Annotated in this window: 24 protein-coding genes and 1 pseudogene; 11 read left to right on the top strand and 14 right to left on the bottom strand. The window is 70.3% G+C overall.

Going from position 1 to position 24,275, the window contains the following annotated elements; genetic code table 11:
• Window positions 1–117 precede the first annotated feature (117 nt).
• Window positions 118–1,275: an ROK family transcriptional regulator gene (locus CP970_RS40690; protein ID WP_055544436.1), complete on the top strand. Its 1,158-nt coding sequence runs from the start codon at window positions 118–120 to the stop codon at window positions 1,273–1,275.
• 80 nt (window positions 1,276–1,355) lie between these two features.
• On the opposite strand, the gene CP970_RS40685 is transcribed toward CP970_RS40690, so the two are convergent.
• Window positions 1,356–2,117, bottom strand: coding sequence for a GntR family transcriptional regulator (locus CP970_RS40685; RefSeq protein WP_055544437.1), 762 nt, complete (start codon window positions 2,115–2,117; stop codon window positions 1,356–1,358).
• 298 nt (window positions 2,118–2,415) lie between these two features.
• Entirely contained in the window at window positions 2,416–3,291 is an 876-nt protein-coding gene (locus CP970_RS40680) for an RNA polymerase sigma-70 factor (protein WP_398656674.1), read from the bottom strand.
• Window positions 3,292–3,464: 173 nt separating this feature from the next.
• Here CP970_RS40680 and CP970_RS40675 point away from each other — a divergent pair, with 173 nt between their 5' ends.
• Window positions 3,465–4,295: an alpha/beta fold hydrolase gene (locus tag CP970_RS40675; protein ID WP_055544439.1), complete on the top strand. Its 831-nt coding sequence runs from the start codon at window positions 3,465–3,467 to the stop codon at window positions 4,293–4,295.
• Between the two features lie 48 nt (window positions 4,296–4,343).
• Here CP970_RS40675 and CP970_RS40670 read toward each other — a convergent pair whose 3' ends face one another.
• Both CP970_RS40670 and CP970_RS40665 read right to left on the bottom strand, forming a co-directional pair.
• Window positions 4,344–4,754 (bottom strand): VOC family protein, encoded by a 411-nt coding sequence (locus CP970_RS40670; protein ID WP_055544440.1) that lies wholly within the window; start codon window positions 4,752–4,754, stop codon window positions 4,344–4,346.
• A 64-nt stretch (window positions 4,755–4,818) separates the two neighbouring features.
• On the bottom strand, window positions 4,819–5,484 hold the full coding sequence (locus CP970_RS40665) for a maltokinase N-terminal cap-like domain-containing protein (RefSeq protein WP_055544441.1): 666 nt from the start codon (window positions 5,482–5,484) through the stop codon (window positions 4,819–4,821).
• A 229-nt stretch (window positions 5,485–5,713) separates the two neighbouring features.
• On the opposite strand from CP970_RS40665, the gene CP970_RS40660 reads away from it, so the two are divergent.
• Window positions 5,714–7,294 (top strand): alkaline phosphatase D family protein, encoded by a 1,581-nt coding sequence (locus CP970_RS40660; protein WP_055544442.1) that lies wholly within the window; start codon window positions 5,714–5,716, stop codon window positions 7,292–7,294.
• A gap of 137 nt (window positions 7,295–7,431) precedes the next feature.
• Window positions 7,432–8,934 (top strand): GNAT family N-acetyltransferase, encoded by a 1,503-nt coding sequence (locus CP970_RS40655; protein WP_055544443.1) that lies wholly within the window; start codon window positions 7,432–7,434, stop codon window positions 8,932–8,934.
• Here CP970_RS40655 and CP970_RS40650 read toward each other — a convergent pair.
• Window positions 8,843–10,171 (bottom strand): trans-sulfuration enzyme family protein, encoded by a 1,329-nt coding sequence (locus CP970_RS40650; protein WP_079043226.1) that lies wholly within the window; start codon window positions 10,169–10,171, stop codon window positions 8,843–8,845. The two genes, CP970_RS40655 and CP970_RS40650, sit on opposite strands and share 92 nt — an antisense overlap.
• A 60-nt stretch (window positions 10,172–10,231) precedes the next feature.
• Here CP970_RS40650 and CP970_RS40645 point away from each other — a divergent pair, with 60 nt between their 5' ends.
• Complete coding sequence (locus CP970_RS40645) at window positions 10,232–10,747, top strand: Lrp/AsnC family transcriptional regulator (protein ID WP_055544444.1); 516 nt, start codon at window positions 10,232–10,234, stop codon at window positions 10,745–10,747.
• 32 nt (window positions 10,748–10,779) lie between these two features.
• Complete coding sequence (locus CP970_RS40640; RefSeq protein WP_055544445.1) at window positions 10,780–12,492, top strand: DUF885 domain-containing protein; 1,713 nt, start codon at window positions 10,780–10,782, stop codon at window positions 12,490–12,492.
• A 65-nt stretch (window positions 12,493–12,557) separates the two neighbouring features.
• On the opposite strand, the gene CP970_RS40635 is transcribed toward CP970_RS40640, so the two are convergent.
• Complete coding sequence (locus tag CP970_RS40635; protein ID WP_055544446.1) at window positions 12,558–13,403, bottom strand: SDR family oxidoreductase; 846 nt, start codon at window positions 13,401–13,403, stop codon at window positions 12,558–12,560.
• Between the two features lie 82 nt (window positions 13,404–13,485).
• On the bottom strand, window positions 13,486–14,001 hold the full coding sequence (locus CP970_RS40630; RefSeq protein WP_055544447.1) for a rhodanese-like domain-containing protein: 516 nt from the start codon (window positions 13,999–14,001) through the stop codon (window positions 13,486–13,488).
• Window positions 14,002–14,591: 590 nt separating this feature from the next.
• Between CP970_RS40630 and CP970_RS40625 the strand changes: the two genes are divergently transcribed.
• Together CP970_RS40625 and CP970_RS40620 are read left to right on the top strand one after the other, a co-directional pair.
• The gene (locus CP970_RS40625) at window positions 14,592–15,332 is read left to right on the top strand and encodes a S1 family peptidase (protein ID WP_055544495.1); all 741 of its coding nucleotides are present in this window, start codon (window positions 14,592–14,594) and stop codon (window positions 15,330–15,332) included.
• 160 nt (window positions 15,333–15,492) lie between these two features.
• A complete protein-coding gene (locus tag CP970_RS40620; protein WP_055544448.1) occupies window positions 15,493–15,939 on the top strand; it encodes an Lrp/AsnC family transcriptional regulator in 447 nt (148 codons plus the stop codon).
• Here CP970_RS40620 and CP970_RS46090 read toward each other — a convergent pair.
• From CP970_RS46090 to CP970_RS40600, 4 genes and pseudogenes are all read right to left on the bottom strand, one after another.
• A pseudogene (locus CP970_RS46090) lies at window positions 15,940–16,143 on the bottom strand (SbcC/MukB-like Walker B domain-containing protein); the annotation flags it as partial.
• 125 nt (window positions 16,144–16,268) lie between these two features.
• The gene (locus CP970_RS40610) at window positions 16,269–16,577 is read right to left on the bottom strand and encodes a hypothetical protein (RefSeq protein ID WP_150494606.1); all 309 of its coding nucleotides are present in this window, start codon (window positions 16,575–16,577) and stop codon (window positions 16,269–16,271) included.
• Between the two features lie 214 nt (window positions 16,578–16,791).
• A complete protein-coding gene (locus CP970_RS40605) occupies window positions 16,792–18,483 on the bottom strand; it encodes a hypothetical protein (protein WP_150494604.1) in 1,692 nt (563 codons plus the stop codon).
• A gap of 53 nt (window positions 18,484–18,536) precedes the next feature.
• Complete coding sequence (locus CP970_RS40600; RefSeq protein ID WP_055549439.1) at window positions 18,537–19,460, bottom strand: hypothetical protein; 924 nt, start codon at window positions 19,458–19,460, stop codon at window positions 18,537–18,539.
• A 72-nt stretch (window positions 19,461–19,532) separates the two neighbouring features.
• Here CP970_RS40600 and CP970_RS40595 point away from each other — a divergent pair, with 72 nt between their 5' ends.
• Window positions 19,533–19,832 carry a helix-turn-helix transcriptional regulator gene (locus tag CP970_RS40595; RefSeq protein WP_055549437.1) on the top strand — a complete coding sequence of 100 codons (300 nt, stop codon included), beginning with the start codon at window positions 19,533–19,535 and terminating at the stop codon, window positions 19,830–19,832.
• Window positions 19,833–20,026: 194 nt separating this feature from the next.
• Here the strand turns inward: CP970_RS40595 and CP970_RS40590 are convergent, their stop codons facing one another.
• Window positions 20,027–20,575: a hypothetical protein gene (locus CP970_RS40590; protein WP_150494602.1), complete on the bottom strand. Its 549-nt coding sequence runs from the start codon at window positions 20,573–20,575 to the stop codon at window positions 20,027–20,029.
• A 659-nt stretch (window positions 20,576–21,234) separates the two neighbouring features.
• On the opposite strand from CP970_RS40590, the gene CP970_RS40585 reads away from it, so the two are divergent.
• Window positions 21,235–21,636, top strand: coding sequence for a hypothetical protein (locus tag CP970_RS40585; protein WP_055549683.1), 402 nt, complete (start codon window positions 21,235–21,237; stop codon window positions 21,634–21,636).
• A gap of 19 nt (window positions 21,637–21,655) precedes the next feature.
• Here the strand turns inward: CP970_RS40585 and CP970_RS40580 are convergent.
• Window positions 21,656–22,464, bottom strand: a protein-coding gene (locus CP970_RS40580; protein ID WP_224058984.1) for an IS5 family transposase whose coding sequence is annotated in 2 segments (ribosomal slippage) — window positions 21,656–22,144 and window positions 22,147–22,464 — 807 coding nt in all. Because the reading frame shifts where the segments join, the coding sequence is not laid out codon by codon here.
• Window positions 22,465–22,528: 64 nt separating this feature from the next.
• Complete coding sequence (locus CP970_RS40575; protein WP_191095012.1) at window positions 22,529–22,918, bottom strand: hypothetical protein; 390 nt, start codon at window positions 22,916–22,918, stop codon at window positions 22,529–22,531.
• A 342-nt stretch (window positions 22,919–23,260) separates the two neighbouring features.
• Here CP970_RS40575 and CP970_RS40570 point away from each other — a divergent pair, with 342 nt between their 5' ends.
• Entirely contained in the window at window positions 23,261–23,701 is a 441-nt protein-coding gene (locus tag CP970_RS40570) for a hypothetical protein (protein ID WP_150494600.1), read from the top strand.
• Window positions 23,702–24,275 lie beyond the last annotated feature (574 nt).

The following is a 24,275-nucleotide window of genomic DNA, read 5'->3' as shown; positions in this document are numbered from 1 at the left end:
CGCGCACCGCGTCCGGATGAGACCGGCGCACAGGACGAAGGCGGGCCCGGCACTCGCCGCGGCCACGCCCTGCGAGTACGATCCGGCCATCATGCGCACGAGCTGGGAGGACGGACGTTGGGGCAGCTGACCGGCGGGGACCCCTCTCTGTTGCGGCGGATCAACTCCGCGGTGGTGCTGCACGCACTGCGCGCCGCGGACTTGGCCACGCTCACGGAGATCACCCGCGTGACCGGACTCTCCAGGCCCACCGTCGAGGGAGTCGTCGAGGGGCTCATCGAGGCCGGGCTCGTGGTGGAGTCCGACGCCGAGGAGAGCGGCGCTCGGCGTCAGGGACGGCCGGCACGGAAGTTCCGCTTCCGGGCGGAGGCAGGGCATCTGCTCGGTCTGGAGATCGGCCCGCACCGTGTCGCGGCCGCCCTCTCCGACCTCGACGGCAAGATCCTCGGCACCGCGTCGAAGGACGTCTCGGAGGCCGCGTCCGCGGACGAGCGGCTCGAAAAGCTGCGCACCGTGGTCGCCGACCTGCTGCGCCGCGCGGGGATCGCCCGCAGCTCGCTGCGCGCCGTCGGGGTCGGCAGCCCCGGCATCGTCGAGGTCGACGGCACGGTACGCCTTGGCACCGCGCTGCCCGAGTGGACGGGGCTGCAGCTGGGCGAACGCCTTCGCCGGTCGTTCAAGTGTCCGGTGCTCGTGGAGAACGACGCCAACGCCGCGGCGGTGGCCGAGCACTGGAAGGGCGTGGCGACCGACACCGACGACATGGTGTTCGTCCTCGCGGGCCTGAGCCCGGGGGCGGGGTCGCTCATCGGCGGGCGGCTGCACCGCGGCTACGGCGGTGCGGCCGGGGAGATCGGCGCGCTGCACCTGCTGGGCCGCGAGGTCACTCCGGAGACACTGCTCTCGACGACGGACGAGCCGCTGCACCCGCTGGACGAGCACGCCGTCGCCGAGGTCTTCGCGCACGCGCGCGAGGGCGACGAGCGGGCGCAGGCGGCCGTGGAGCGCTTCATCCAGCGGCTCGTGCACGACGTGGCCGCCCTGGTGCTCGCCCTTGACCCCGAACTGGTCGTGGTGGGCGGCTGGGCCGCCGGTCTGGACGGCGTACTGGAGCCGCTGCACCGCGAGTTGGCGCGCTACTGTCTGCGGCCGCCGCGTGTCGCCCTTTCGCTGCTCGGCGAGGCCGCGGTGGCGACGGGAGCACTGCGGCTCGCACTCGACCACGTCGAGGAAGAGCTGTTCGCCGTCGAGGGGACCGTCACCGCGCGCCGGTAAGGGACAACACGAAGCGCCCGGCACAGGGCCGGGCGCGGGGTGGCGGGCCGACGCCCGTCAGGACGTCGGCACCGACGGTGTCAGGAAGCGTGCCGCTCCGGTCCGTGGTGGATCTCCACGCCTCCGGAGTCGCCGAAGGTGAGACGGCAGGTGTCCGCGCGGTAGGTGGCCACGGAGACCGCGGCCGTGCGGCCCTCGGCGAAGAAGCGGGTCGTCACGACGAGGACGGGCGCCCCCGGGAGCCGGTCGAGCGCCTTGGCGTCGTCCGCGCGGGCCGAGCCGAGTTCGACGGCCCTGTCCTGTCCTTCGAGTCCGAGCCCGGCCAGCTCGCGCAGCACCGCACGCGCGCGTGCAGCGCCGGACGGCGCGTCGATGCCGGTCAGCTCGGGCACCGAGGACGTCGGTACGTAGAGCAGTTCGGCCGCGACGGGCTGGCCGTGCGAGACGCGGGTGCGGCGCACCATGTGCACCTGCTCCTCCGGGAGCGTCTCCAGCATGCGCGCCACGTCCGCGGACGGGACCGCCGGGCCGCAGTCCGCGGGCTGCCAGGCGTCGCCGACCGCGCCCGGCCACGTGCCCTGCGCGGATCCGACGGCCACGCCCATCCGCGGCGGAGCGACGGTCGTGCCGACTCCGCGGCGGCGCTGCAGCCTGCCTTCGAGTTCGAGCTGTTCGAGCGCTTGGCGCAGTGTGGCTCGGGCGACGCCGAACCGGGCGGCGAGATCACGCTCGTTGGGCAGGATCTCCCCCACGGCGAACTCGGAGTCGAGCGCCTGACTGAGCACGGTCTTCAGATGCCAGTACTTCGGCTCCGGCACCGTTTCGAGCTGCGTGGTCCCCACCCTGATCCTCCGCAATCGCCGTGCAACCGGCGGCGTTTAAGCGCCCTTGTTTATTAAAGGTTCCTGCACTATCTCTGCGACCATATTGCCGCACCCACCCTTGGTCAAGACCAATCCTCGATCCGTTACAGCCTGCACAGGGGTGATGCCACAGAGCATTCATGCGCTGTTCGCGGGAGGCCAAGCGGGCGTAACCAGCCACGCGCGCGCGGTGGGCACAAAAGCGAGCCCCCGCCGACGCGGCGGGGGCTCACTTCATACCGATAGATCCTATGGCAGGCGATATTCCCGAGGGTTACTACGAAACGAACGATACGAGCTTGTCCGGATTTCGGACGATGAACACGCGCTGGACGCGCCCGTCGGCGACCTCCAACTGAAGGAGGCTGTCCGGCTTGCCGTCGACGACGACGAGCAGGGACTCGGCGCCGTTGACCTCCACGAAGCGGAACTCCACGGCGGCCCCCTCGACGATCCCCTTGCGGGCGGCGCCCTGGACGAAGCGGCCCACCTTGTCCGCGCTCTCGATGATCCGCAGCGGCGCCCTGGACTTGCCGCCGCTGTCGCCGACCAGGGTGACGTCCGGGGCAAGCAGCGACATCAGCCCGTCGAGATCGCCCTCCGTCGCCGCCGCCAGGAACCGCTCGGTCAGATCACGGCGTTCGACGGGGTCCACCTGGTACCTCGGCGTCCCCTCCTCCACGTGCTTGCGGGCCCGCCCGGCGAGCTGCCGTACGGCCGCCTCGCTGCGGTCCAGGGTCCCGGCGATCTCGGCGAAGGGGAACCCGAACGCCTCGCGCAGCACGAACACGGCGCGCTCCAGGGGCGAGAGGGACTCCAGGACGACCAGGACCGCGAGGGACACGGACTCGGCGAGCACGGCCCGTTCCGCGGTGTCGGGGACCTTGGCGCCGAAGTCCGTGACGTACGGCTCGGGGAGCCAGGGCCCCACGTACGACTCGCGCCGGGACTGGAGGTGGCGCAGCCGGTCGATGGCGAGGCGGGTGGTGACGCGCGCCAAGTAGGCGCGCGGCTCGCGCACTTCACCGCGGTCGACGCTCGACCAGCGGAGCCAGGCGTCCTGGACGACGTCCTCCGCGTCGGCCACCCGGCCGAGCATGCGGTAGGCGACACCCATCAGGACGGGACGGTGCTCTTCGAAGACATCGGTCATGCTCTCGGTAACCACCCCTCCATCCCAACCGACGGAACCCCCTCTGTCCAGGCGAAATCGGTGCGGCGCACAGCACATCCGGCCGCCCTCTTGAAGTGGGGCCTACTGAACGGTAATTGTTGCTGACACCACGTCTAAGGAACCGTCGTCCAGCGACGGGGACAGGAGCAGCCATGGCCGCACAGGTGTCCTTCAGCGTCGCATCGCCCGGCGGTCCCCGGGAGCTGACCGTCGCCTACGAACGGGCGGGCACGGGCGAGCCCCTGCTGCTCCTGCACGGCATCGGGCACCACTGGCAGGCCTGGTCCCCGGTCCTGGACGTCCTGGCCACCGAGTACGACGTCATCGCGGTGGATCTGCCGGGCTTCGGCGAGTCCGCCGCGCTGCCGGACGGACTGCCCTACGACCTCGCGACGGTGACGGCGGCGCTCGGCGCGCTCTGCGAGGCACTGGAGGTCGAACGACCGCACGTGGCGGGCAACTCCCTCGGCGGACTGCTCGCCCTGGAGCTCGGCAGGGAGAAGCTCGTACGCTCGGTCACCGCGCTCTCCCCCGGTGGCTTCTGGACCCAGGCCGAACGCCGGTACGCCTTCGGCACGCTCCTGGCGATGCGTCAGGGCGCGCGCCTGCTGCCCCGGCCCGCCATCGAGCGACTCTCCCGCTCTGCGGCCGGGCGGGCCGCGCTGACCAGCACCATCTACGCCCGCCCGGCGCGCCGTTCGCCGGAGGCGGTGGTCGCGGAGACGCTCGCGCTGCGCGCCGCCACGGGCTTCGACGAGACACTGGCCGCGGGGCGCGACGTCCTCTTCCGCGACGACGTGCCGGACATCCCGGTCACCGTCGCCTGGGGCACCAAGGACCGGCTGCTGCTGCGCCGCCAGGGCATCCGCGCGAAGCACGCCATTCCCGGCGCGCGCCTCGTCCGGCTGCCGGGCTGTGGACACGTGCCGATGAACGACGATCCGGCCCTGGTCGCCCGGGTCATCCTCGACACCTGCCGCTGACCGGCGCGCCGCCGGGGGCGCCGCCCCTCGGCAACGCCCCCGGCCGGTTCAGGAGTTGGACCAGCCCCGCCGGGAGAGGACCAGGCGGTAGCCGTCCGGGTCCTCGATCGTGACTCCCCACTGGTTCCAGTAGGGGTTGGGCGAGAGCACGCGTCTGCCGCCGTGCTCCTCGAGGCGCACCACCAGGTCCTCGGGCACCTCCTCGTCCACGTAGACGACGAGGAGGTCCTCCTCGGTGGGCCGCGGCTCGACGGGCGCGGCGGCGTCGTGGACGAGTTCGAGGTGCCAGGAGGCGTCGGGCCAGCCCAGCATCAACAGGTCGTGCTCACCGTGGGTTTCACCACCGGCGGAGCGCCACACCACGCTCAGCCCGAGCCCGTCGGCCCAGAAGCGCTCGGCCGCCGCGAGGTCACGCGAGGGACGGGCTATGCGGATGTGACTCTGACCGTTGACCGGCACGGCGTACTCCTTCTGTCGGGCACACCCCGTGGCGTGCCGTGCGCCGAGCTTAGACATCGCTGATCTACGAACCGCTGCCGGTGTACAGCGTGGCGAACAGCCCCCGCGCGCGGGTCCCGTCCGGTGCGGACCAGGCACCGGCGACCTGACCGGTCGCCTCCTTCGCGGCGAGCGGCGAACCGTCGGGGGCGGGCCGCAGGATCCGGTGCAGGCTGAGGCGCACGCCGTGCCGCGCGGTCAGCTCGGTACTTCCGGAGCCTTCGGCGACGATCGCGGCGAGGTCCCCGGCGATGAGGCCTTCGCCCGTGCGTGAGCTGACGACCTCCTGGTCGACGGCGTCGCTCGTGTTCTGGTCCTGCGCCCGCACCCGCCCTTCGACCAGGGCCCACAACTGTTCGACGAGGACCGGGTCGTAGCAGCCGTCGTACGCCCAGCGCCGACCGAGGACCCCGTGCTCCATCGTGCCGACGAGGGCGTGTTCCATACCGTCCAGCGGGGCACCGCGATAGGTGAGGGGCAGCAGATAGGTGACGGGGCCGGGCCCCGCGCCGTCGGTGACCACGATGAACTCCATACCGACCTCGCCCCGCGGGTCGTCGAGCCGGAAGCCGCCCGCCTTCGCGAGGCGCGGCTCGCCCGCGCCGCCCCGGTACCACGGGCGGGAGGGCAGCCAGGAGGTGAGCAGTTCCAGCTTGGTGGGCTTCAGAACGGTGTGGTGAATGACGGCCATCGCGGATGATCTCTTTCCTGAGTGGGTCCTCGGCGGATCCTGGGCGAACCCTCGACGGACCCTGGGCGGGTCCTGGGCAGGCACGGACGATCACACCTTCGCATCCGGCGCGCGCGGCGGTTCCCCTGAAGCCGCCACGAGTTGTTCACTTGTGCTTCGCGTGGGCGCTGTGGCGCGTCACCCGTCGGCCCACCGCACACTGGTCGCACCCGTCACTGGAGGCGCATTCATGTCACACCGTCAGCCGAGTCCGTCCCCCCGTCGCCGCAGCGTGCTGCGCGGATCGCTCGCCGTACCGGCGGCGCTCGCCGTGCCCGCGCTCACCGGGGCCGCGCCTTCGCTCGCCCTCTCGGGCCGTCCGAAGGCCGACTGGGGCGTGCAGGCCGGGGACGTGACCGCGCACGCGGGGCTCGTGTGGGTCCGCTCGGACAGGACCGCCCGCATGATCGTGGAGACGTCGGCCACCGAGTCGTTCCGCAACCCCCGCCGCTGGCACGGTCCGGTGCTCGGCCCCGACACGGACTTCACGGGCACCACACGCCTGCGCGGCCTGCCCGCCGGTGAGCAGATCCACTACCGCGTACTCCTCGCGGATCCCGACGATCCGCGGCGTACGAGCCAGCCGGTCACCGGCACGTTCCGGACCTCCCCCAAGGGCCGCAAGGAAGACGTGCGCTTCCTGTGGTCCGGCGACATCGCGGGACAGGGCTGGGGCATCAACCCGGACCGCGGCGGCTACCGCGTCTTCGAGGAGATGCGCCGGCGCGATCCCGACTTCTTCCTGTGCAGCGGCGACAACATCTACGCGGACGGGCCGATCCTGCCCAGCGTGACGCTGCCCGACGGCACCGTGTGGCGCAATGTCACGACGGAGGAGAAGTCGAAGGTCGCCGAGTCGCTCACGGAGTTCCGCGGCGCGTTCCGCTACAACCTGCTCGACGAGAACCTGCGCCGGTTCAACGCCCAGGTGCCCTCCATCGTCCAGTGGGACGACCACGAGGTGCACAACAACTGGTACCCGGGGCAGATCCTCAACGACGCCCGTTACACGGAGAAGGACGTGAACGTCCTCGCGGCCCGCTCGCTGCGGGCGTTCAGCGAGTACTTCCCCATCTCTACGCTGCCGCCGGGCGACGAGGAAGGACGCGTGTACCGCGTGCTGCGGCACGGGCCGCTGCTCGACGTGTTCGTGCTCGACATGCGCTCGTACCGCAACGCCAACTCGCCCGGCAGACAGCCCGACGACACCACCGGGATCCTCGGCGCGCGCCAGCTCGCCTGGCTGAAGCGGGAGTTGTCGCGCTCGCGCGCCGTGTGGAAGGTGATCGCGTCCGACATGCCGCTGGGGCTCGTCGTGCCCGACGGCAGCACCAACTTCGAGGCCGTGGCCCAGGGCGACCCGGGCGCCCCGCTCGGCCGTGAGCTGCAGATCGCCGAGCTGCTTCGGCACATCAAGCACCGCGGGATCACCGGGACGCTCTGGCTGACCGCGGACGTGCACTACACGTCGGCCCAGCATTACGACCCCTCGCGCGCGGCCTTCAAGGACTTCGCGCCGTTCTGGGAGTTCGTGTCGGGACCGCTGTCCGCCGGTGGCTTCCCCGCGACGAAGCTCGACGGCACGTTCGGCCCCGAGCAGCCGTTCATCAAGGCGCCGAGCCGCGCGAACACCTCGCCCGCCGAGACTCCGCAGTACTTCGGTGAGGTCGACATCGACGGTGGCAGCGGTGTGCTGACGGTGCGGCTGCGGCAGGAGGGCGGCGGGGTGCTGTTCACCCAGGAGCTGCAGCCTGGGCGTGTGGGGCAGTAGGGGCCTCGGCGACGGCCGGGGAGTCCGGGGCGCCGCACGGCGCCAGGCAAATAAGAAGCAAACCGGCAAATTACCTCTTTACCCATCGGTCACAGGGCGTTTGTGATCACGCAACACCGATCCTCCACAGTGGCCGTATGCGAGCTGATCTGTCTGATGTGACCCGGACCAAGCACGGCCGCCCCGTCCACCACTGGCGGCGCGACGTGGTCGAACTGGCCGCCCTGTTCACCGCCGTCGCGGTGGCGGACGCGGTGGCGAACATGGTGGGGCACGGTCCCGACGGCCCCGCCCTCCTGGTGATCTCGGCCGTGGTGCTGCTCGCCACGGCCGGGTTCCACACCTGGTGGGCACGGCGCCACGGCCACGCCCCGCCGCCGCACGATACCGGCGCCCGGCCGCCCGCAGCCGCGGAGCAGGCCGGGCCCGTGCCGTCCCCCGCCGCGAAGGGAAGCCCCGGTGAACCGTCGGCGTCGGAAGCGACGACGCTCTGGCGGATGCGTACGACCGTGCGGGACGAGCCGGGCTCGCTCGCCGCGCTGTGCGTGACGCTCGCCGAACGGCACGTCGACATCCTCAGCCTCCAGGCGCACCCGCTGGCCGAAGGCACCGTCGACGAGTTCCTGCTGCGCGCGCCCCGAACGCTGTCCGCCGCCGAGATCACCCGGGCGCTCGCCCGCGCGGGCGGCACGGAGACCTGGCTCGAACGCGCCGACGCGCACGACCTCGTCGACGCGCCCACCCGCATCCTGGGCCTGGCGACCCGCACCGCCCTGGACGCCGCGGAACTGCCGCTCGCGCTGCGGCACTTGCTGGGCCGCTGCACCATCCGCTCGTCACCCGCGGGCGCACGGTCCGCGGCGCGCGAGGACGAGGCCGCGCCCGCTCACGACACGCCCGTCGACGGCGCGCTGGAAGGGACCCTGCTGCGGCTCAAGGGCCCCGACGGCGAAGTGATCACGGTGGAGCGGCCGTATCTCCCCTTCACCCCCACGGAGTTCGCGCGAGCGCGGGCCCTGGTCGACCTCGACACCCGGCTCGGGCCGCGCATGCCGCGCGGCCAGGACGTGCTGACACTGCCGGAGGGCAACCCCATCACCGTGCGGCGGGCCGACACCGCCGACGTCGAGGCCGCGAAGGCCATGCACGAGCGCTGCTCGCGCCGCACGCTCGCCCTGCGCTACCACGGCCCGGTCCAGGACGCCGACCGCTACCTCAACCACCTGCTCAGCCCCCGGTTCGGCCGCACCCTCGCGGTGCAGACCGCCTCGGGGCGCGTCGTCGGCATCGGGCACCTGCTCTGGGACGGCGACGAGACCGAGATCGCGCTGCTCGTCGAGGACGAGTGGCAGCGCCGCGGCATCGGCGGCCTGCTGCTCGGCCGTCTGGTGACGCTCGCGGTGGAGGCGGGCTGCGAGAGCGTGTACGCGGTGACGCAGGCGTCCAACACGGGGATGGTCGCGGCGATGCGCGGGCTCGGCCTGCCGCTCGACTACCAGATCGAGGAGGGCACGCTGGTGATCACGGCCCGCCTCGACACCACGCCGGTCAACTCACGACTGCCGTACGACCGTGCTCAGGGGCAGGACGCTCCGGGGCAGGACGACCGGCTCGGCGAACGCCACCAGGCCGACCGCTGACGGGCCCGAGCGCCTGGTCGAGGTCCTGCCACAGGTCCTCGACGTCCTCAAGCCCCGCCGACATGCGCAGCAGCCGGTCGCTCACCCCGCAGGCGCGCCGGTCCGCCGAGTCGACGACCCGGTGGCTGATGGACGCCGGGTGTTGGATGAGCGTGTCGACGCTGCCGAGGCTGACCGCAGGGGTGACCAGGCGTACGCCCGCGATCACCTCGTGCGGGTCGCCGTGCACCTCGAAGGCGACCATGGCGCCGCCGAGCCGCGGATAGTGGACGCGGGACACGCGCGGGTCGGCGGCGAGGCGGCGCGCCAGTTCCGCCGCGTTGGCCGACGCCGCGCGCACCCGCACGGGCAGCGTGGCCAGGCCGCGCAGCAGCAGGTAACCGGCGAGCGGGTGCAGCACCCCGCCGGTGGTGAACCGGACCTGGCGCAGCCGTCGCGCGAGTTCCTCGTCGCAGGCGACCACACCGCCCATGACGTCGCCGTGCCCGCCCAGGTACTTGGTCGCGCTGTGCAGCACGAGCCGGGCGCCGCTCTCGGCGGGCCGTTGCAGCACGGGCGTGGCGAAGGTGTTGTCGACGAGCAGCGGCACCTCGCCGCAGGCGCGGGCGACGGCGGACAGGTCGAGTTCGGCGAGCGTGGGGTTGGCCGGTGACTCGACCATCACCAGGGCGGTGTCGGGACGGACGGCGGCCGCGATGGCATCGGCCGTGCCGTCCGCCCCTTCGGGGCCCGCGAGGTCCCACCGGTCCACCCAGGTCACCTCGGTGCCGACGAGGCCCGCGGTGAGCAGGTGGTCGCTGCAGCCGTACAGCGGACGGACCGCGACGACGTGGCGCAGGCCCGCCGCCGCGCGGGCTAGGACGACCGCGGTCAGCGCCGCCATGCCGCTGGCGAACGCCACCGCGCTCTCGGTGCCTTCGAGCCGGGCGAGTGCGGTCTCGAAGCGGGCGACGGTCGGATTGCCGAGACGGGCGTAGACGGGCGGCCCGCCGTCCACCGCGCCGTTCGCGGCGAAGGCGTCGATGCGGGCGGCCTCGCCCCTGCTGTCGTAGGAGGGGTAGGTCGTGGAGAGGTCGATCGGCGGGGCGTGCAGGCCGAGTTCGGCCAGATCGTCCCGCCCGGCGTGCACGGCCTCGGTGGCCAGGGCGCGCGAGGGACGGGTGCTCGTGGCCACCGCCGTCGCCGGGTCGCCGCCGTCGGTGGTGGGGCGCCATGCCGTGTTCGTGTTCGCGTCCATGCCGCACAGCCTGAACATCGGTCGGGTCCTGAGGGCCAGGTACCGTGCTACGTTCGGCCGATGGCCGAATCTGTCGCACTCGACCCGGTGGATCTCCACATCCTGCGGCTGTTGCAGAACGACGCCCGGACCACCTACCGGGATCTCGCCGCGCAGGTCGGCGTCGCGGCGTCCACGTGTCTGGATCGTGTGACGCGGCTGCGGCGCTCGGGGGTGATTCTCGGACATCAGCTGCGGCTCGACCCCGCGAAGCTCGGGCGCGGCCTGGAAGCACTGCTCTCGGTGCAGGTGCGCCCGCACCGCCGCGATCTCGTGGGGCCCTTCGTGGACCGGATCAGAGCGCTGCCCGAGGCGCTCTCGCTGTTCCACCTCACGGGTCCCGAGGACTTCCTCGTGCACGTGGCGGTGGCCGACCCGGCCGATCTGCAGCGGCTCGTCCTCGACGAGTTCACCGCGCGGCCCGAAGTGGCCCGCGTGGAGACCCGGTTGATCTTCCAGCAGTGGGCGTGCGGCCCGCTGCTTCCACCGACCGCCGAAGCCGTCGGCGCCCGTGATTCCTCCGACCAATCATGGTGACGCACACCCCTTCGCCGTACGAGGATGTCCGCATGTCAGCCACGAAGAACCCGCAGGCGAACACCGCCCCGCTCCCCCGCGACGTCGCCGACGCCTACGTCGACGAACTCATCGCGCTCGACCCGATCACCGGCACCTTCCTCGGCGTCAAGGAGAGCCATCGCAGGCTGCCCGACACCTCTCCCGAGGGCCAGGAGGCGCTGGCGCGGCTCGCGCGGACGACCCTGGCGCGGCTCGACGAGGCGGAGCGCGGGCCGGGCGCCGAGAGCGAGATCGAGCGCCGGTGCGGGCGGCTGCTGCGCGAGCGGCTCACCGCGCAGCTCGCCGTGCACGAGGCCGACGAAGGGCTGCGGGCCGTCGGCAATCTGCACACCGTGCCGCACCAGGTGCGGGAGATCTTCACCGTGACGCCCACGGACACCGAGGAGGACTGGGCGGCGGTCACCGACCGGCTGCGGGCCGTGCCCGCCGCGTACGAGGGGTACCGCGCCTCGCTCGAACTCGGCCTGGAACGCAAGCTGTTCGCGGGCCCCCGGCCCACCGGCACCTTCATCGGCCAGCTCACGCAGTGGGCGGGTCCCGGCGGCGCGGACGGCCGCGGCTGGTTCGAGGACTTCGCGGCCACCGGACCCGACGCGCTGCGCGCGGAGCTCGACGCGGCCGCGCGGGGCGCCACCGCGGCGGTCGTGGCGCTGCGCGACTGGATGCGGGACGTGTACGCCCCCGCTGTCGAGGGCTCCTCCGACATCGTGGGCCGCGAGCGCTACGCCCGCCTGTCCCGCGAGTGCAACGGCGCAGACCTGGACTTCGACGAGGCGTACGCGTACGGCTGGGCGGAGTTCCACCGGCTGCTCGGCGAGATGCGGTCCGAGGCCGAGAAGATCCTGCCCGGCGCGGCGACCCCCTGGGTGGCGCTCGCGCACCTGGACGAGCACGGGACGCACATCGAGGGCGTCGAGGAGACCAGGGTCTGGCTCCAGGAACTGATGGACGAGGCGATCCGCGAGCTGGACGGCACGCACTTCGAACTCGCCGAGCGGGTGCGGACGGTGGAGTCGCGCATCGCCCCGCCGGGCGGTGCGGCCGCGCCCTACTACACGGGCCCCTCCGAGGACTTCTCACGCCCCGGCCGCACCTGGCTGCCGACCATGGGCGAGACCCGCTTCCCCGTCTACGACCTCGTCTCCACCTGGTACCACGAGGGCGTGCCAGGACATCACCTGCAGCTCGCCCAGTGGGCGCACGTCGCCGCGGACCTCTCCCGCTACCAGGCGACCGTGGGCATCGTCAGCGCCAACGCGGAGGGCTGGGCGCTGTACGCGGAGCGGCTGATGGACGAGCTCGGCTTCCTCGGGGACCCGGAGCGCAGGCTCGGCTACCTGGACGCGCAGATGACGCGCGCGCTGCGCGTCATCGTCGACATCGGCATGCACCTCGAACTGGACATCCCCGCGGACTCGCCCTTCCACCCGGGCGAGCGCTGGACCCCCGATCTCGCCCAGGAGTTCTACGACGCGCACTGCAGCCGTCCCACGGAGTACGTGGAGAGCGAGATGACGCGCTATCTGACCATCCCCGGGCAGGCCATCGGCTACAAGCTGGGCGAGCGGGCCTGGCTGCTCGGGCGCGAGAACGCCCGGCGGCGGCACGGCGACGCGTTCGACGCCAAGGCCTGGCACATGGCCGCGCTCTCGCAGGGCTCACTGGGCCTTGACGACCTGGTGGACGAGCTGTCCGCACTGTGAGCGCCGCGTTGGCGTCCCTACGGTGAGCGCCGCGTTGACGTCCCTCGCCCGCCCGGCGAGGGACGTCAACGGCGGAAGCCGCCCTCCGAGTCGATGACCTGTCCGCTGATCCAGGCGGCCTCGTCGGTGGCGAGCCAGGAGATGAGCCGGGCCGGATCGTCCGGCATCCCCCAGCGGCCCGCGGGGAAGCGCGCCTCGACCGCCGCGTAGTCGTCACCGGTGAGGTAATCCGTGTCCACGGGGCCGGGGTTGACGCAATTGACCGTGACGGCGAGATCGGCGAGCGTGGTCGCGAGGGTGCGGGTCGCCGAGGCGAGCGCGCCCTTCTGCAGGCTGTAGGCGATCTCGTCCGGCATGCCGCCCGCGATGTCCTGCCCCGACGTCATCATCATGATCCGCCCGCCGGGCATGCGGGACGGGAGCTTCGCGCGCCGCCTGGCGTACGCCTGGACGAGCAGGATCACGGAGCGGGCGTCCACTGCCCAGTGCGCGTCGAGCATGGCGGCGTCGATGGCGTCGAGCGAGCCGTCACGGCCGCTCAGCGCGTGGTTGGCGACGAGGATGTCGAGCCGCCCGCCGAGCGCGTCGGCGGCGGTCTCGATCAGCCGGGCCGGGGCGTCGGCCTCCGTCAGATCACCGGGCCCCGCGTGGAGCGGCGCCGCCGGATCTCCGAGCACCTCACGCACGCCCTCGACGACGTCCTCGGGGCGGTCGGTCCCCCAGGGCATCGCGGCATCGTGCGGAACATGGTGGTGCAGATAGACACCGGCGCCGTACGCGGCGAGCCGCCGTGCGACGGCGTACCCGATGCCGCCGCGCCTGCTGGCACCGGTGACGAGTGCGGTGCGGCCGCGCAACGGCAGCGGATCGCGGCGGAGTTGGTCGGCCGTGGGGTGCGGAAGATGGGGCATGGCAGATCATGATGCGCGCGTCGACAACACATCGCACGGAGATTTTCGCGGGTGCAGACCTGCATACGTGCGCCGCGGCGCGTCAGCAGCCGCAGTCCTCGGCGTCGACCGGCGCCGTGAGCGCGTCGGGCGTGCGCTGCTCGCGGCCCTCCCACGTCTCGAACTCGAAACCCTCGCGCGCCCAGTACTCGAAGCCGCCGAGCATCTCCTTGACCTGGAAGCCGAGTTGCGCCAGGGCGAGCGCCGCGCGGGTCGCGCCGTTGCATCCGGGGCCCCAGCAGTAGGTGACCACCGGCACCGCAGGGTCGAGCAACGCGTGCGCCTGCTCGGGGATGAGCGCGGTGGGCAGGTGGAGGGCGCCGGGGACGTGACCCTGGTCCCAGGACGCGGTGGACCGGGTGTCGATCACGACGAAGCCCGGGTCGCCACCGGCGGCGAGCGCGGACGCCACATCGGAGACATCGGCGTGGAAGGCGAGGCTCGCGCCGAAGTACGCCGCAGCGGCGGCCGGGGACGCCGGGGGCACCCGCAGCACGGAGTTGGCGACGCCGGGGGCGACGGAAAAAGCAGTGCTGAGCTGCGTGTTCGTGTTGTTCATGGCGAAGAATCTACGGTCGGCGGCCGGAACCCTGAAGGGACGATCCCCGGCATCCCGATGATGCCGCAGTGGATTCCCCGGTAAGTCACCACCTCTTCATAGCTGATGCACGGCGGGCCGCCGCTTAGGCGCCCGCACGGCCCCTTCGGGCCCTCCCCGAGTGCGGGAGCGGGCGCCCGAGGGCCAACAGGTTTGTCGCGAAAGAACGTTGCCAGGAGAGCACCGCTTCCGCCGAGAATGGTCCAGACCTGAACTGCTTGACCATACGGCGATCCGCAAGCCCACACGGTGGTTCCGCCCTGCCGGAGGCCGCCACCGCATGCCGTCTCGCGCCGCACCAGCACCCCCGCGGCGCGCCCGCCCGCCATCCGGAACGACGAGTTTCGGGCACGCGCAGACCTCTTGCGCCGCCGGCGCCCCCTCTGTCAGATTCACCCCAGCCAGAGATGGCATGCACGCGACAGAACACACCCGCCTTCCGCGCGTGCGCCCAGGGGCCGCATACCTATGCGCCACACCTATGCGGCCCTGTCCTCACCCAAGGACGTTCCACCCCCACACAGTTCCATCCCCACACAATGGAGACGAACGTGCGAATACCCAGACTCGCCCCCGCACTCGCAGCCACCGCGCTCGCCGTACTCGGCCTCGGGGCCCCCACCGCCGCGGCCCAGAGCGCGGCGAACACGCAGACGCCACCCGCGGCAACCGTCGACGCGCCCCGTCCGATCATCGGTGGCGGCTACGCCAGCAACGCCCCCTGGGCGGCCAGGCTCTTCTCCAACGGCCGGCAGACCTGTAGCGCCACGATCATCGCCCCGACCTGGATCCTCACCGCGAAGCACTGTGTCAGCGGCGGCGGCCTCTCGTTCCGCATCGGCAGCCTCGACCAGACGTCCGGCGGCACGGTGGCCAACGGCATCCGCGTCCAGAGCCACTCGACCGCGGACCTCTCCCTCGTCCAGCTCGACCGTTCCGTGCCGGGCACCTACGCGCGACTGGGCAATCCGGGATCGGTCCAGGTGGGCCAGACCGTGCAGGTGTACGGCTGGGGGGCGACCTCCCAGTGCAGCCCGGAGATCAACTGCCAGTCCCAGCGCCTGAAGGTCGCCAACGTCGTGGTGACCGGCGGCTGCACGGACGCCTACGGCGGCAGCGCCATCTGCGCCCGGCGCGGCGACGGCATCACCGCGGGCGGCGACTCGGGCGGACCCATGATGGCGGGCGGCGCGCAGGTCGGCGTCGCCTCCACCAGTGACCGCCAGTCCACGACCGCGTACGGCAACGTGACGGCGTACCGCTCCTGGATCCAGAGCGTCGCGGGCGTCTGACCGGGCGCACGCGTCCGACAGGACCGCGTGCCGCCCCCGCGCTCTCACCGCGCGGGGGCGGCACGGCGACACACATCACGCCGGGCGAAATGCGGACGAGCGGGACCGTTCCCCGGCATCCCCCTTGTACGGCCGGGGATTTCCCTGTTACCTCTCCGGCATGACCGGTTATTCCACGGACGCCACCGACTGGCGCATCCTCGACGTCCTCCAACGCGAGGGCCGCGCCAGCTACGCGGAGTTGGCGCGCGCCGTCTCGATGTCCCCGAGCGCCGTCACCGAGCGCGTGCGGCGCCTGGAGGAGGCGGGTGTGATCCAGGGGTACGCGGCCGTGATCGATCCGGAGCGGCTCGGCCTGCCCATCCTGGCCTTCGTGCGGCTGCGCTACCCCAACGGCAACTACAAGCCGTTCCACGACCTGGTCGAGGCGACCCCCGAGATCCTCGAGGCGCACCACGTCACGGGCGACGACTGCTTCGTCATCAAGGTCACCGCGCGCTCGATGCAGCACCTCGAAGAGGTCTCGGGAAAGATCGGCGCACTCGGCTCGGTGACGACGAGCGTCGTCTACTCCTCTCCCCTGCCGCGGCGCCCGCTCGGCCGCTGATCAGCTCCCGCCCCGCTGCCGCACGGCCGATCCCGCGCGGCCCTTCACGACCTCAAGCTGCGCGTGCACGCGGCGCCGCAGGTCCGCGACGTGGCTGACGATGCCGACGCTGCGGTCCCGTTCGCGCAGCGAGTCCAGGACGTCCAGGACCTCGTCGAGCGTCTGGTCGTCGAGGCTGCCGAACCCCTCGTCGATGAAGAGGGTGGCACTGGTTCAAGTGCTGTGCGGCACACCATCTCTGAACTGGGAAAATAGTGCGCAAAAGACCCCTCGGAGTGATCTCCGAGGGGCCATCTTCGCGGGCAGGGGACGAGTGGGGGACAACGCGCTCAGGCGGCGTCCTGCGCCGCCTCTTGAGGGCTGGTGCGCACCGTGTGTAGATGCCAATCCACTGTTGCCTCGGTGGCGGTGGCGGGGGACGTCTCTTGCTGCGCCATTGGGTCCTCATGGGCTGAGGCTGGGGGCTGTGTGAAGTCTGCTTCGGCTGCAGGGGGTTGTGGGTCGGCAGGCTTCTCAACACCGTTGCGGCGCGGTACTAGGTCGACGGGGGCGTTGGCGGCAGCCTGCTCGAACTGCGGCAGCAGACTGGTGTAAGTGTCGGCGGTGAGTTGGTAGGGGAAGTTCTTGAGTTCGCTCAAGGTGGCTTCCCGAGATCCCGTCCGATCGAGTCGATTGGGCGGGATCTTGCAGTTTTCGGAGGTCTTTTGAGGCCCGACCGGGGCTGAGTGGCGGTTCCGGGGTCTCGGAGGTGCCTTCCGGCGGTGGCCGATGCGGCGGAGCGCGCGGTGGTGTGGCTGCGGGACCGGGAACGTCTCGTGGCGGCGGTTGGTGTGGCTGTTCACTTCCGGATCATCACGAGGGTCGGGGTGGGGGACGCCCGGTCGGATGGGGTCCGGGCTGGTCGGGCTCGGGTGTGGAGATGTCGGTGTAGGCGGTGGCGGACAGGTGCTCGCCGCGCGTGGTCTGGCAGTAGACGTCCAGGATCATCAGGTTCGCGATGGTGACCATGAGGGCGGTCAGCAAGGTCTGGGCGACGCGGCCGTGGGCGAGCCGGTTCTTCGGTTCGGAGATGTCGATGCGGTGGCCTTTGAGGATCCCGTTGATTCCCTCGTTCTGGGCTCGGATCACAGGGAAGGCCCCGCGCCAGGTGTCGGTGAGGTAGGGCAGGTCCTGGCGGAACTTCTCGATCGTGCCGAGGTCGCCGGGGTGCAGGGAGATCGACTGCTGGTAGCAGATATCCGGCATCTTGCCCTTGAGGATGTCCGGGGCGGTCACGGTGGGCCGGGCCGCTGGATGGGTGCTGCGCTGCCGCGGGTCGGTCAGATCGACGGTCTGTGGGGGTGTGCGGGGCGACGGTCGGCGGGGGCAGTTGACGGTGGGCGAGGTGCCGGCGGCTGGGCAGGCGAGCCGGATCGTTCCAGTGTGGTCCGGGCCCTGCTTGAGGTGGAGGAAGTACGGCTTCCGGTTGTTGATCTGCGTCTGGGTGGTCTCGTCCGGGCGGCGGGCGGCGCGGTCGGTCAGACGGCGGGTGGCGTTGGCCAGGGCGGGTGGGATGAGCGGGCAGGTGAGGGTGCCGTCGATCATGACGGAGCCGCGGAAGGGATGGTCGCCCTGGGGGCCGCGCTGGTCCTTTTTGTAGTCCAGGACGAGGCGATAGCCCAGCGCGCGGACGGGCAGAGCGAAGGACTCGGGGCGGGCATCGGTGTAGAGGCGGTCGACCGCCAGCATTCCGGCGGGCAGGCCGAGTTCGGCCAGCGGTGTCAGCAAGGTGACCGCGTTTCTCCCGGTGCGGCGGCCGGGGTGGTCGACCGCCAAGCCGAGCACGATGTGCGCGATCCGTCCCCGGGCGGGACGGGCCTGGGCTGCGAGTGCGAGATGCCCGCTCAGGCCGAAGGTGCCCGTGCCCGATCCGCCGCTGTAATGCCAGCCCGCGGTCAGGTCTACGGAAGCCAGGCAGTGCTGCTCGTCCGCGTGTTTGTGCCAGGAGGCCAGGGCGGTCGCGTCGATCCCGACATCGCCCTGCCAGTGCCTCAGGGCCCCGCAGCGCCGGGCGATGTGGATGGTGGTGGTGACCAGGGCGGTGCAGATCTGCTGCTGCACCGCCTTTTTGCGGATGTGCTCGGGATCGTCGTCCTCCCAGGCGGCTGCGAGGCGGGCGGCCTCGTCGAGAGGAAGGCGGCGGCGCCGGTCAGCGCGGGCCGGGTCGAGCACTGTTGTGATGCGGTCGAAAGCCCGGTAGATCCGGCGCGACAGCGCCAGTTGACGTGTGGGGCTGAGGGTCTCCTCTGCCCGGATGCCCATCCGGTGCCGGGCAGTGTCCGACAGGCAGAAGGTGAGGATGCGCCAGGCCTCGGCCAAGGTGGCCTTCCCGGTGTAGTGGATCGCCAGCAGCAGACCGGTGAGCACCGTCCGCGCAGGCAGACCCGCAGGGCCCGGCCGGTCGGCCAATTCCCGGTCAATCAAGGCGAGGACGCCGGAGCGATCAAGCAGCGCGGCCAACTGGAACACCTTGGAGTCGGGGATGCGCGCGGGTGCGTCACTCACCGGCCGTGGACGGCCGCGCCCGGCGGCGGCCGGGTGCCCGGGCGGCGGAGCCCTCACTTGTTACCTCGCAACAGCCGGGCCGTCTCCCTCACGCTGGGCGGGGCCACGAAATGCTGGTAACGCGCGAGCGAGGCGGTCGAGGCAAGCCCGGCAGCGGCCGCGATCACTCCGGGATCGATCCGGCGCCGCATCAGCGACACGATCCAAGACGCCCGCAGACGCCGGGCGTTCAGCCGAGGCAACGGATCGTCGGGCCGATGCTGCCAGGTCCACGCGGCGACGAGGTTGTCCGGCGGAGGGTCCTGGTGGCCGGGACGGAACAGGAAATCGTCTCCGGCTCCTCGGGCCAGCTCGGCGAGGTCGTCCTCCCACTGCGCGCGGGCCACCAGCAGCCGCCCGAAAACTTCGGAACCCAGCACGCAGGCCCCCGAACGGGTGCGGCGGAGGTGACTGCCGCGCAGACGGGCGACCTCCCCGGGAGCCAACCCCAGGCCGTCGCCGAGCGCGAGCAGAGCCAGCGCATCCGACCTGGCCCGCGGCCGCAGCCGCTGGGCCCAGGAACGGAGCTGGACAAGCTCGTCCGGTTCGTAGGGCGGTGCCGGCGCAGGCGGGGCCGACAGGTGGATCCCTTCGCTCTCGCCGCCCTCATCCCAGATCAGCACGTCTCGGACGCGTCGCAGCCATGTGCGATAGGTCCTCAACGTCCCCGGTGCCAGGCCCGCGCAGCCTGTGAGGACGAACCCATCGATCGTCTCGGTGCGCAACCAGGCCGACGGCTCCCGGTCAACCCCTCGCCCTTCCGCCCAGATCGCCAAGCGTGCAACGACGTGCAACAGGTCCTCGACCGCGTAGGGGACCCGCTCGATCGTCGCGGTCACCACGGCCTTCACCAGCGGAGCGACCTCGTCCCAGACGGGCGGCGGCTCGCGCGGAGAATACGCGCCGATCACCGAAGACGCCGCAGAGTCGATTGCCATGGACCACGAATACCGGCAGTTCAACCTGCCACCCAAGTCGCGTACGACCTCGACGAACAGGAGCGTGGAAGCATGGTCGGAGGGAACGCGCGCTCCCGCGCGCCCAGGGAGTGCGCCCACGATCCGGAAGCCTGGCCCGACGCGGTCGTCGACGACATCGCCGCAGCAGTCGTCCAGACCATCGCCCGCTGCCTGGCCGCTGCGCTGGCTGAACGCGGCCTGAGCAGGCGCGGCGCCGCCGACCTGCTGGGTATCAACCGTCAGACCATCGGCGACGTCCTCGATGGCCGAACCTGGCCCGATGTCGCCACCATCGCCCGGCTCGAGGCGGGCTTGAACACCCCGCTGTGGCCGCCGCTTGCGCGCCGGTAACGGTGCAGACATGCCGCCAAAGCCCTCCCAGCCCACAGACTGCAATAACTGCAGGCCAGAGCCTAGTTACGGCTCAGCGAACCCAACACGCTGCAACAGCACTATCGTCAAGGACGCGTGAGCCTGTCCGATATCTCACCAGGGCGCTCTCGCAACCCAGGCGCCGTCGGGATGGCCATCCCGACGGCGCCGCCTCACGCGTCTGCGACCGCGGTGCCATTCACGCGCCCGCCCACATCGGGAGGATCCCCGACCCCGGGCGCGATCGCGAACAGTCCCACCTCTCCTTCGATCAGCCAGCCCTGCTTGACCAGCCGCTTCAGCTTCACCCGCATCCTCTCCACCCGGCGGTGATCCAGATCCCAACCGACGGCCTCGCAGATCGGCTTGGCCCGTAGCGGCCGTCCCGCCGATGCCAACGCGAGCACGACATCCTCATTCGCCTCACCCAGAACCTTGCCGTCCGCCCGCGTCACCGGAGCTGACACCACCACTCGCTCCACCACAGCCGCAGCCACTGACGCCTGGCCGCTGGGCGCCGTCGGGGTAACGTCCACACTGCCCGGAGCCTCGTCCTCGGCCAGCAATTCGTTCAGAGCTTCCTCTGCCACCGCCCATCGCGACAGCCGGTCTTCCTCCTCGGCGAGCCTCTCCTGCAACGCGGCAATCTGCATTCGCAGTTCTTCCACCTGAGCACGCGACGCCGATGCCCTTGACCGCAGCTTCTCCATGAGCTCTGCCATGAACCGCCTCCTCGCCCCGAGGTCGGAATCCGCCAACTCATAGAGGGATAATTTGAGTTGGCAGACAGTTCACTCCACACTGTAGGAGGGGATCACGAATCGCCGCCAACAGATCCCAACATTCCGCAAGCGGCATTGCGGTCCCCATCGCGGCCACGCGGAACCTGGCCTGTCACCGAGCCGGGACGGGTTGGTCGGGGTACCGATCCCGGTGCTCAGAAGAAGATCATGAGGACCCTTCCGATCCTCCAGGAGGAAGAATCTCTGGTGCGCAGTGAGGACACGGCCTGGGACTATGACCTCTGTGGACATCAACAGCACCGGGTCAGGACGCGACGACCTGGCCAGAGTCGCCGAACTCGCCTCTGAGGCAAGCGAACACGTGACTCACCAGCACCTCGTTTCCCAAGTGCTGCTGAAGCAATTCGCTACCCCGACGAAGCGAGTTAGCGGCCTTCAGGTGCAGCCCTACGATCTGCGCCACCCGGACCGCACTCCGAAGACCCGGGCGCCGAGAGGGATTTGCCAGATCGAGAACTTCGTTTCCTATGAGCTCGTAACACGATCATGCGAGCCAGCCCCGGTAGTCGTGTCGTGGTGGAGCAGGGGAGCGTGGCCCTGGATCGTGGGCGAAGGCCTGTGTGGGGAAGCGGAACTGGGTGAGCGTTGTGTGGGCGGCGACGTCGCCGAGATCGGGACTGTTCGATCCGGTTGAGCGCCGCACCGAGGTGGAGGATCTGTCGGATCGTTTCGGCGACCTGCGTTCCTGTGGCCGGGGATACCTCGAGGTTCGGTCGCCGATCAGGGAGTTCCCGGTGCTGACCCTGGCCTTTCGAGATAATCACGCGGTTGTTCACCTGATGAGTGACACCGAGCGGATGTCTCTGCTCGTAGGAGACGGCACGGCACCCTCGGGTGCCGAGGTCGAGGTCCCGATCATGGACGATCTCACTGTGTTCACGGGGGACTTTGTCCTGGACATCGATCGGGCGTGGGACCTGGTGCACGACTTCACGCAGACGTGGGTGGCCGGCGCTATGGATGAGTGGTGTGAGTTGTAGCCAAAAGCTCGTGACACGATCATTGTCGGTGTTTCTTCAGGCGCCTCCAGCAGATCAGACCGCAGGCCAATGAGACGAAGGCATCGTGGAGTTCGAGGCGTCGTTCCCATCGGATGGCCAGGCGCTTGAACTGGTGGAGCAGGGCGAAGGTCTGCTCGACGACGTAGCGGAGTTTGCCCAGGCCCTTGATGTTCGGGGCGCCCTTGCGGGAGATCACCGGCATGATCCGGCGGCGCCGCAGCTCCCGGCGCACAGCCCGGGAGTCGTACGCCTTGTCGCCCAGGACGCACTCGGGCCGGCGTCGCGGTCGGCCGGGCCGTCCGGCGACGGGCGGGATGCCGTCGATGAGGTTCAGGGTCTGGGTGATGTCGTTGACGTTGGCGGCGGTCGTGATGACGTGCAGCGGAGTTCCCTTGCCGTCGCAGATCAAGTGGTGTTTGCTGCCCGTCTTCCGCCGGTCGACCGGTGACGGACCGGTCGCGGCACCCCCTTTTTCGCGCGGATGTGGGAGCCGTCCACGCACGCGCGGGACCAGTCGAGTTCGCCGGCCGCGTTCAGCTCGGCGAGCAGGAGACGATGCAGTTGCTCGAAGACCCCAGCCTGCTGCCAGCGGGCCAGGCGCCGCCAGCAGGTCTGCCCTGGCCCGAACCCCAGCTCCAGGGGCAGGAGTTGCCAGGCGATGTCCTGGTGCAGGACGTAGAGGATGCCCTGCAGGCACAGCCGGTCCTCCACAGGTTTCGGACCCGGAGACCGCTCCGGCCAGGACGGCAGCAGCGGTTCGATCCGCGCCCACAAGTCGTCGTCCACGATCCACGGCCGAGTCGTCACACGACACGAACGGCCGGATCATCGCATCGGTCACGCCCTGCCAGGACCGGTCAGCAAGATCCTGTTACGAGCTCATAGCGCCGGCCACCCACGTCTGCGTGAAGTCGTGCACCAGGTCCCACGCCCGATCGATGTCCAGGACAAAGTCCCCCGTGAACACAGTGAGATCGTCCATGATCGGGACCTCGACCTCGGCACCCGAGGGTGCCGTGCCGTCTCCTACGAGCAGAGACATCCGCTCGGTGTCACTCATCAGGTGAACAACCGCGTGATTATCTCGAAAGGCCAGGGTCAGCACCGGGAACTCCCTGATCGGCGACCGAACCTCGAGGTATCCCCGGCCACAGGAACGCAGGTCGCCGAAACGATCCGACAGATCCTCCACCTCGGTGCGGCGCTCAACCGGATCGAACAGTCCCGATCTCGGCGACGTCGCCGCCCACACAACGCTCACCCAGTTCCGCTTCCCCACACAGGCCTTCGCCCACGATCCAGGGCCACGCTCCCCTGCTCCACCACGACACGACTACCGGGGCTGGCTCGCATGATCGTGTTACGAGCTCTAAGTACTGAATCTGGCCAACACCCCATCACCGAGAGATCTCTCATTCGGAACTTAAGGTTCGGATGAACATTTGACCTGCGCGCGCCGAAACTGCCGTCAGTTCCATGCATTTTTTGCGCCAGCCCCATCCACCTACCCGCCGCGGTAACTGTGTATCGATGTGACCTCGACTTAACCGGGTGAACTTGTTTCGCTAGTGAACACAGATCTCCACTCAACAAGGGGTGAACGATGCGCATTGCACGACAGGCATTCATGAGCGCCACGGCACTACTCCTATTAATTGGTCTAGGTGGGCCGACGGCCGCCTATGCAGGCCAGCCTGGAGCCGATCTCTCCGCATCTTCAGTGCAAGCACCGTCCGGAAAATGGAAAGTCAAGACGACATTTTTCGGGAAGAACGGCGAAGATTTACCCCTCCGGGTAGGCGACTCTAATTTCGGGTACAAGCACATACAAGCCAGCCACCCCGAGCCGGACACCTCGTTGTACGGATGGATCGATGATGCCCTGGATGACGGGAAGTACAGCAGGCCAGACGTCAACAGGAAGGTCACTGTCAGGTATCAGATGGTGACGGGTAAATGGTTCCGGGTAGTCTTCACTGAACGCGTAGACAGCCGTTCCGATGATGGTCGACCGATCGGCATCATCACTGCCTTCAGGGAATGATGGAAACCGAGGATGCCTCCAATGGAACATGTGCCACGGGGTGGAATCAGCGCAGACGCTTGGGCCGCCCAGTTCCTCAGAGCCGCCGAGGAGAACTTGCGGAGTCAGCTCAGCACTGAAGCTGATCAGGGAACTCTCCATGAACTGGCCCTCGATCACCGCGAGGGCGGTGTCTGGGCTACTGCAACCTTCTCGATGGCGGCTCGCCCTGGAGTCCGATTCATCCGTAGTCAGAACATCATTCCGGGTCTAAGTGCGGACTGGGAAGCTGACTTTGCCGCCACGCTCTTCGAAACCCACTTGATCGAATGGTTCCACACAAGGGCGAAGGAGATGCTCCCAGACTCCGACGGCGTCGTCCGCAGCTGATATCCGAGCTCGCACGCTCGGACAGGGCCGCTGCGCGCGTCCTCATTGGTGGAGCATCACCGGTGGCCTGCTCAACGTCGGCGCCCTCTTGGCGCCCATAGGCGGCCCGGCGGCCCCAGGGACGGACGTGCCGAAGACCGCGGCGAGGCCGACGAGCTTGCAGGGACGGGGCCGGTGAACTCCCGCCCGTACACGACCAAGCGGC

The organism is Streptomyces kanamyceticus, assembly GCF_008704495.1.
Taxonomy (GTDB): Bacteria; Actinomycetota; Actinomycetes; order Streptomycetales; family Streptomycetaceae; genus Streptomyces; species Streptomyces kanamyceticus.
This window is presented reverse-complemented; position numbering and strand designations above follow the sequence as displayed.

Bases quoted from the DNA above. Each gene is read 5' to 3' on its own strand.
- CP970_RS40680 (WP_398656674.1), bottom strand. From the start codon at position 3,291: ATGACCGATGTCTTCGAAGAGCACCGTCCCGTCCTGATGGGTGTCGCC.
- CP970_RS40675 (WP_055544439.1), top strand. From the start codon at position 3,465: ATGGCCGCACAGGTGTCCTTCAGCGTCGCATCGCCCGGCGGTCCCCGG.
- CP970_RS40665 (WP_055544441.1), bottom strand. From the start codon at position 5,484: ATGGCCGTCATTCACCACACCGTTCTGAAGCCCACCAAGCTGGAACTG.
- CP970_RS40660 (WP_055544442.1), top strand. From the start codon at position 5,714: ATGTCACACCGTCAGCCGAGTCCGTCCCCCCGTCGCCGCAGCGTGCTG.
- CP970_RS40655 (WP_055544443.1), top strand. From the start codon at position 7,432: ATGCGAGCTGATCTGTCTGATGTGACCCGGACCAAGCACGGCCGCCCC.
- CP970_RS40650 (WP_079043226.1), bottom strand. From the start codon at position 10,171: ATGGACGCGAACACGAACACGGCATGGCGCCCCACCACCGACGGCGGC.
- CP970_RS40645 (WP_055544444.1), top strand. From the start codon at position 10,232: ATGGCCGAATCTGTCGCACTCGACCCGGTGGATCTCCACATCCTGCGG.
- CP970_RS40640 (WP_055544445.1), top strand. From the start codon at position 10,780: ATGTCAGCCACGAAGAACCCGCAGGCGAACACCGCCCCGCTCCCCCGC.
- CP970_RS40635 (WP_055544446.1), bottom strand. From the start codon at position 13,403: ATGCCCCATCTTCCGCACCCCACGGCCGACCAACTCCGCCGCGATCCG.
- CP970_RS40630 (WP_055544447.1), bottom strand. From the start codon at position 14,001: ATGAACAACACGAACACGCAGCTCAGCACTGCTTTTTCCGTCGCCCCC.
- CP970_RS40620 (WP_055544448.1), top strand. From the start codon at position 15,493: ATGACCGGTTATTCCACGGACGCCACCGACTGGCGCATCCTCGACGTC.
- CP970_RS40600 (WP_055549439.1), bottom strand. From the start codon at position 19,460: ATGGCAATCGACTCTGCGGCGTCTTCGGTGATCGGCGCGTATTCTCCG.
- CP970_RS40595 (WP_055549437.1), top strand. From the start codon at position 19,533: ATGGTCGGAGGGAACGCGCGCTCCCGCGCGCCCAGGGAGTGCGCCCAC.
- CP970_RS40590 (WP_150494602.1), bottom strand. From the start codon at position 20,575: ATGGCAGAGCTCATGGAGAAGCTGCGGTCAAGGGCATCGGCGTCGCGT.
- CP970_RS40570 (WP_150494600.1), top strand. From the start codon at position 23,261: ATGCGCATTGCACGACAGGCATTCATGAGCGCCACGGCACTACTCCTA.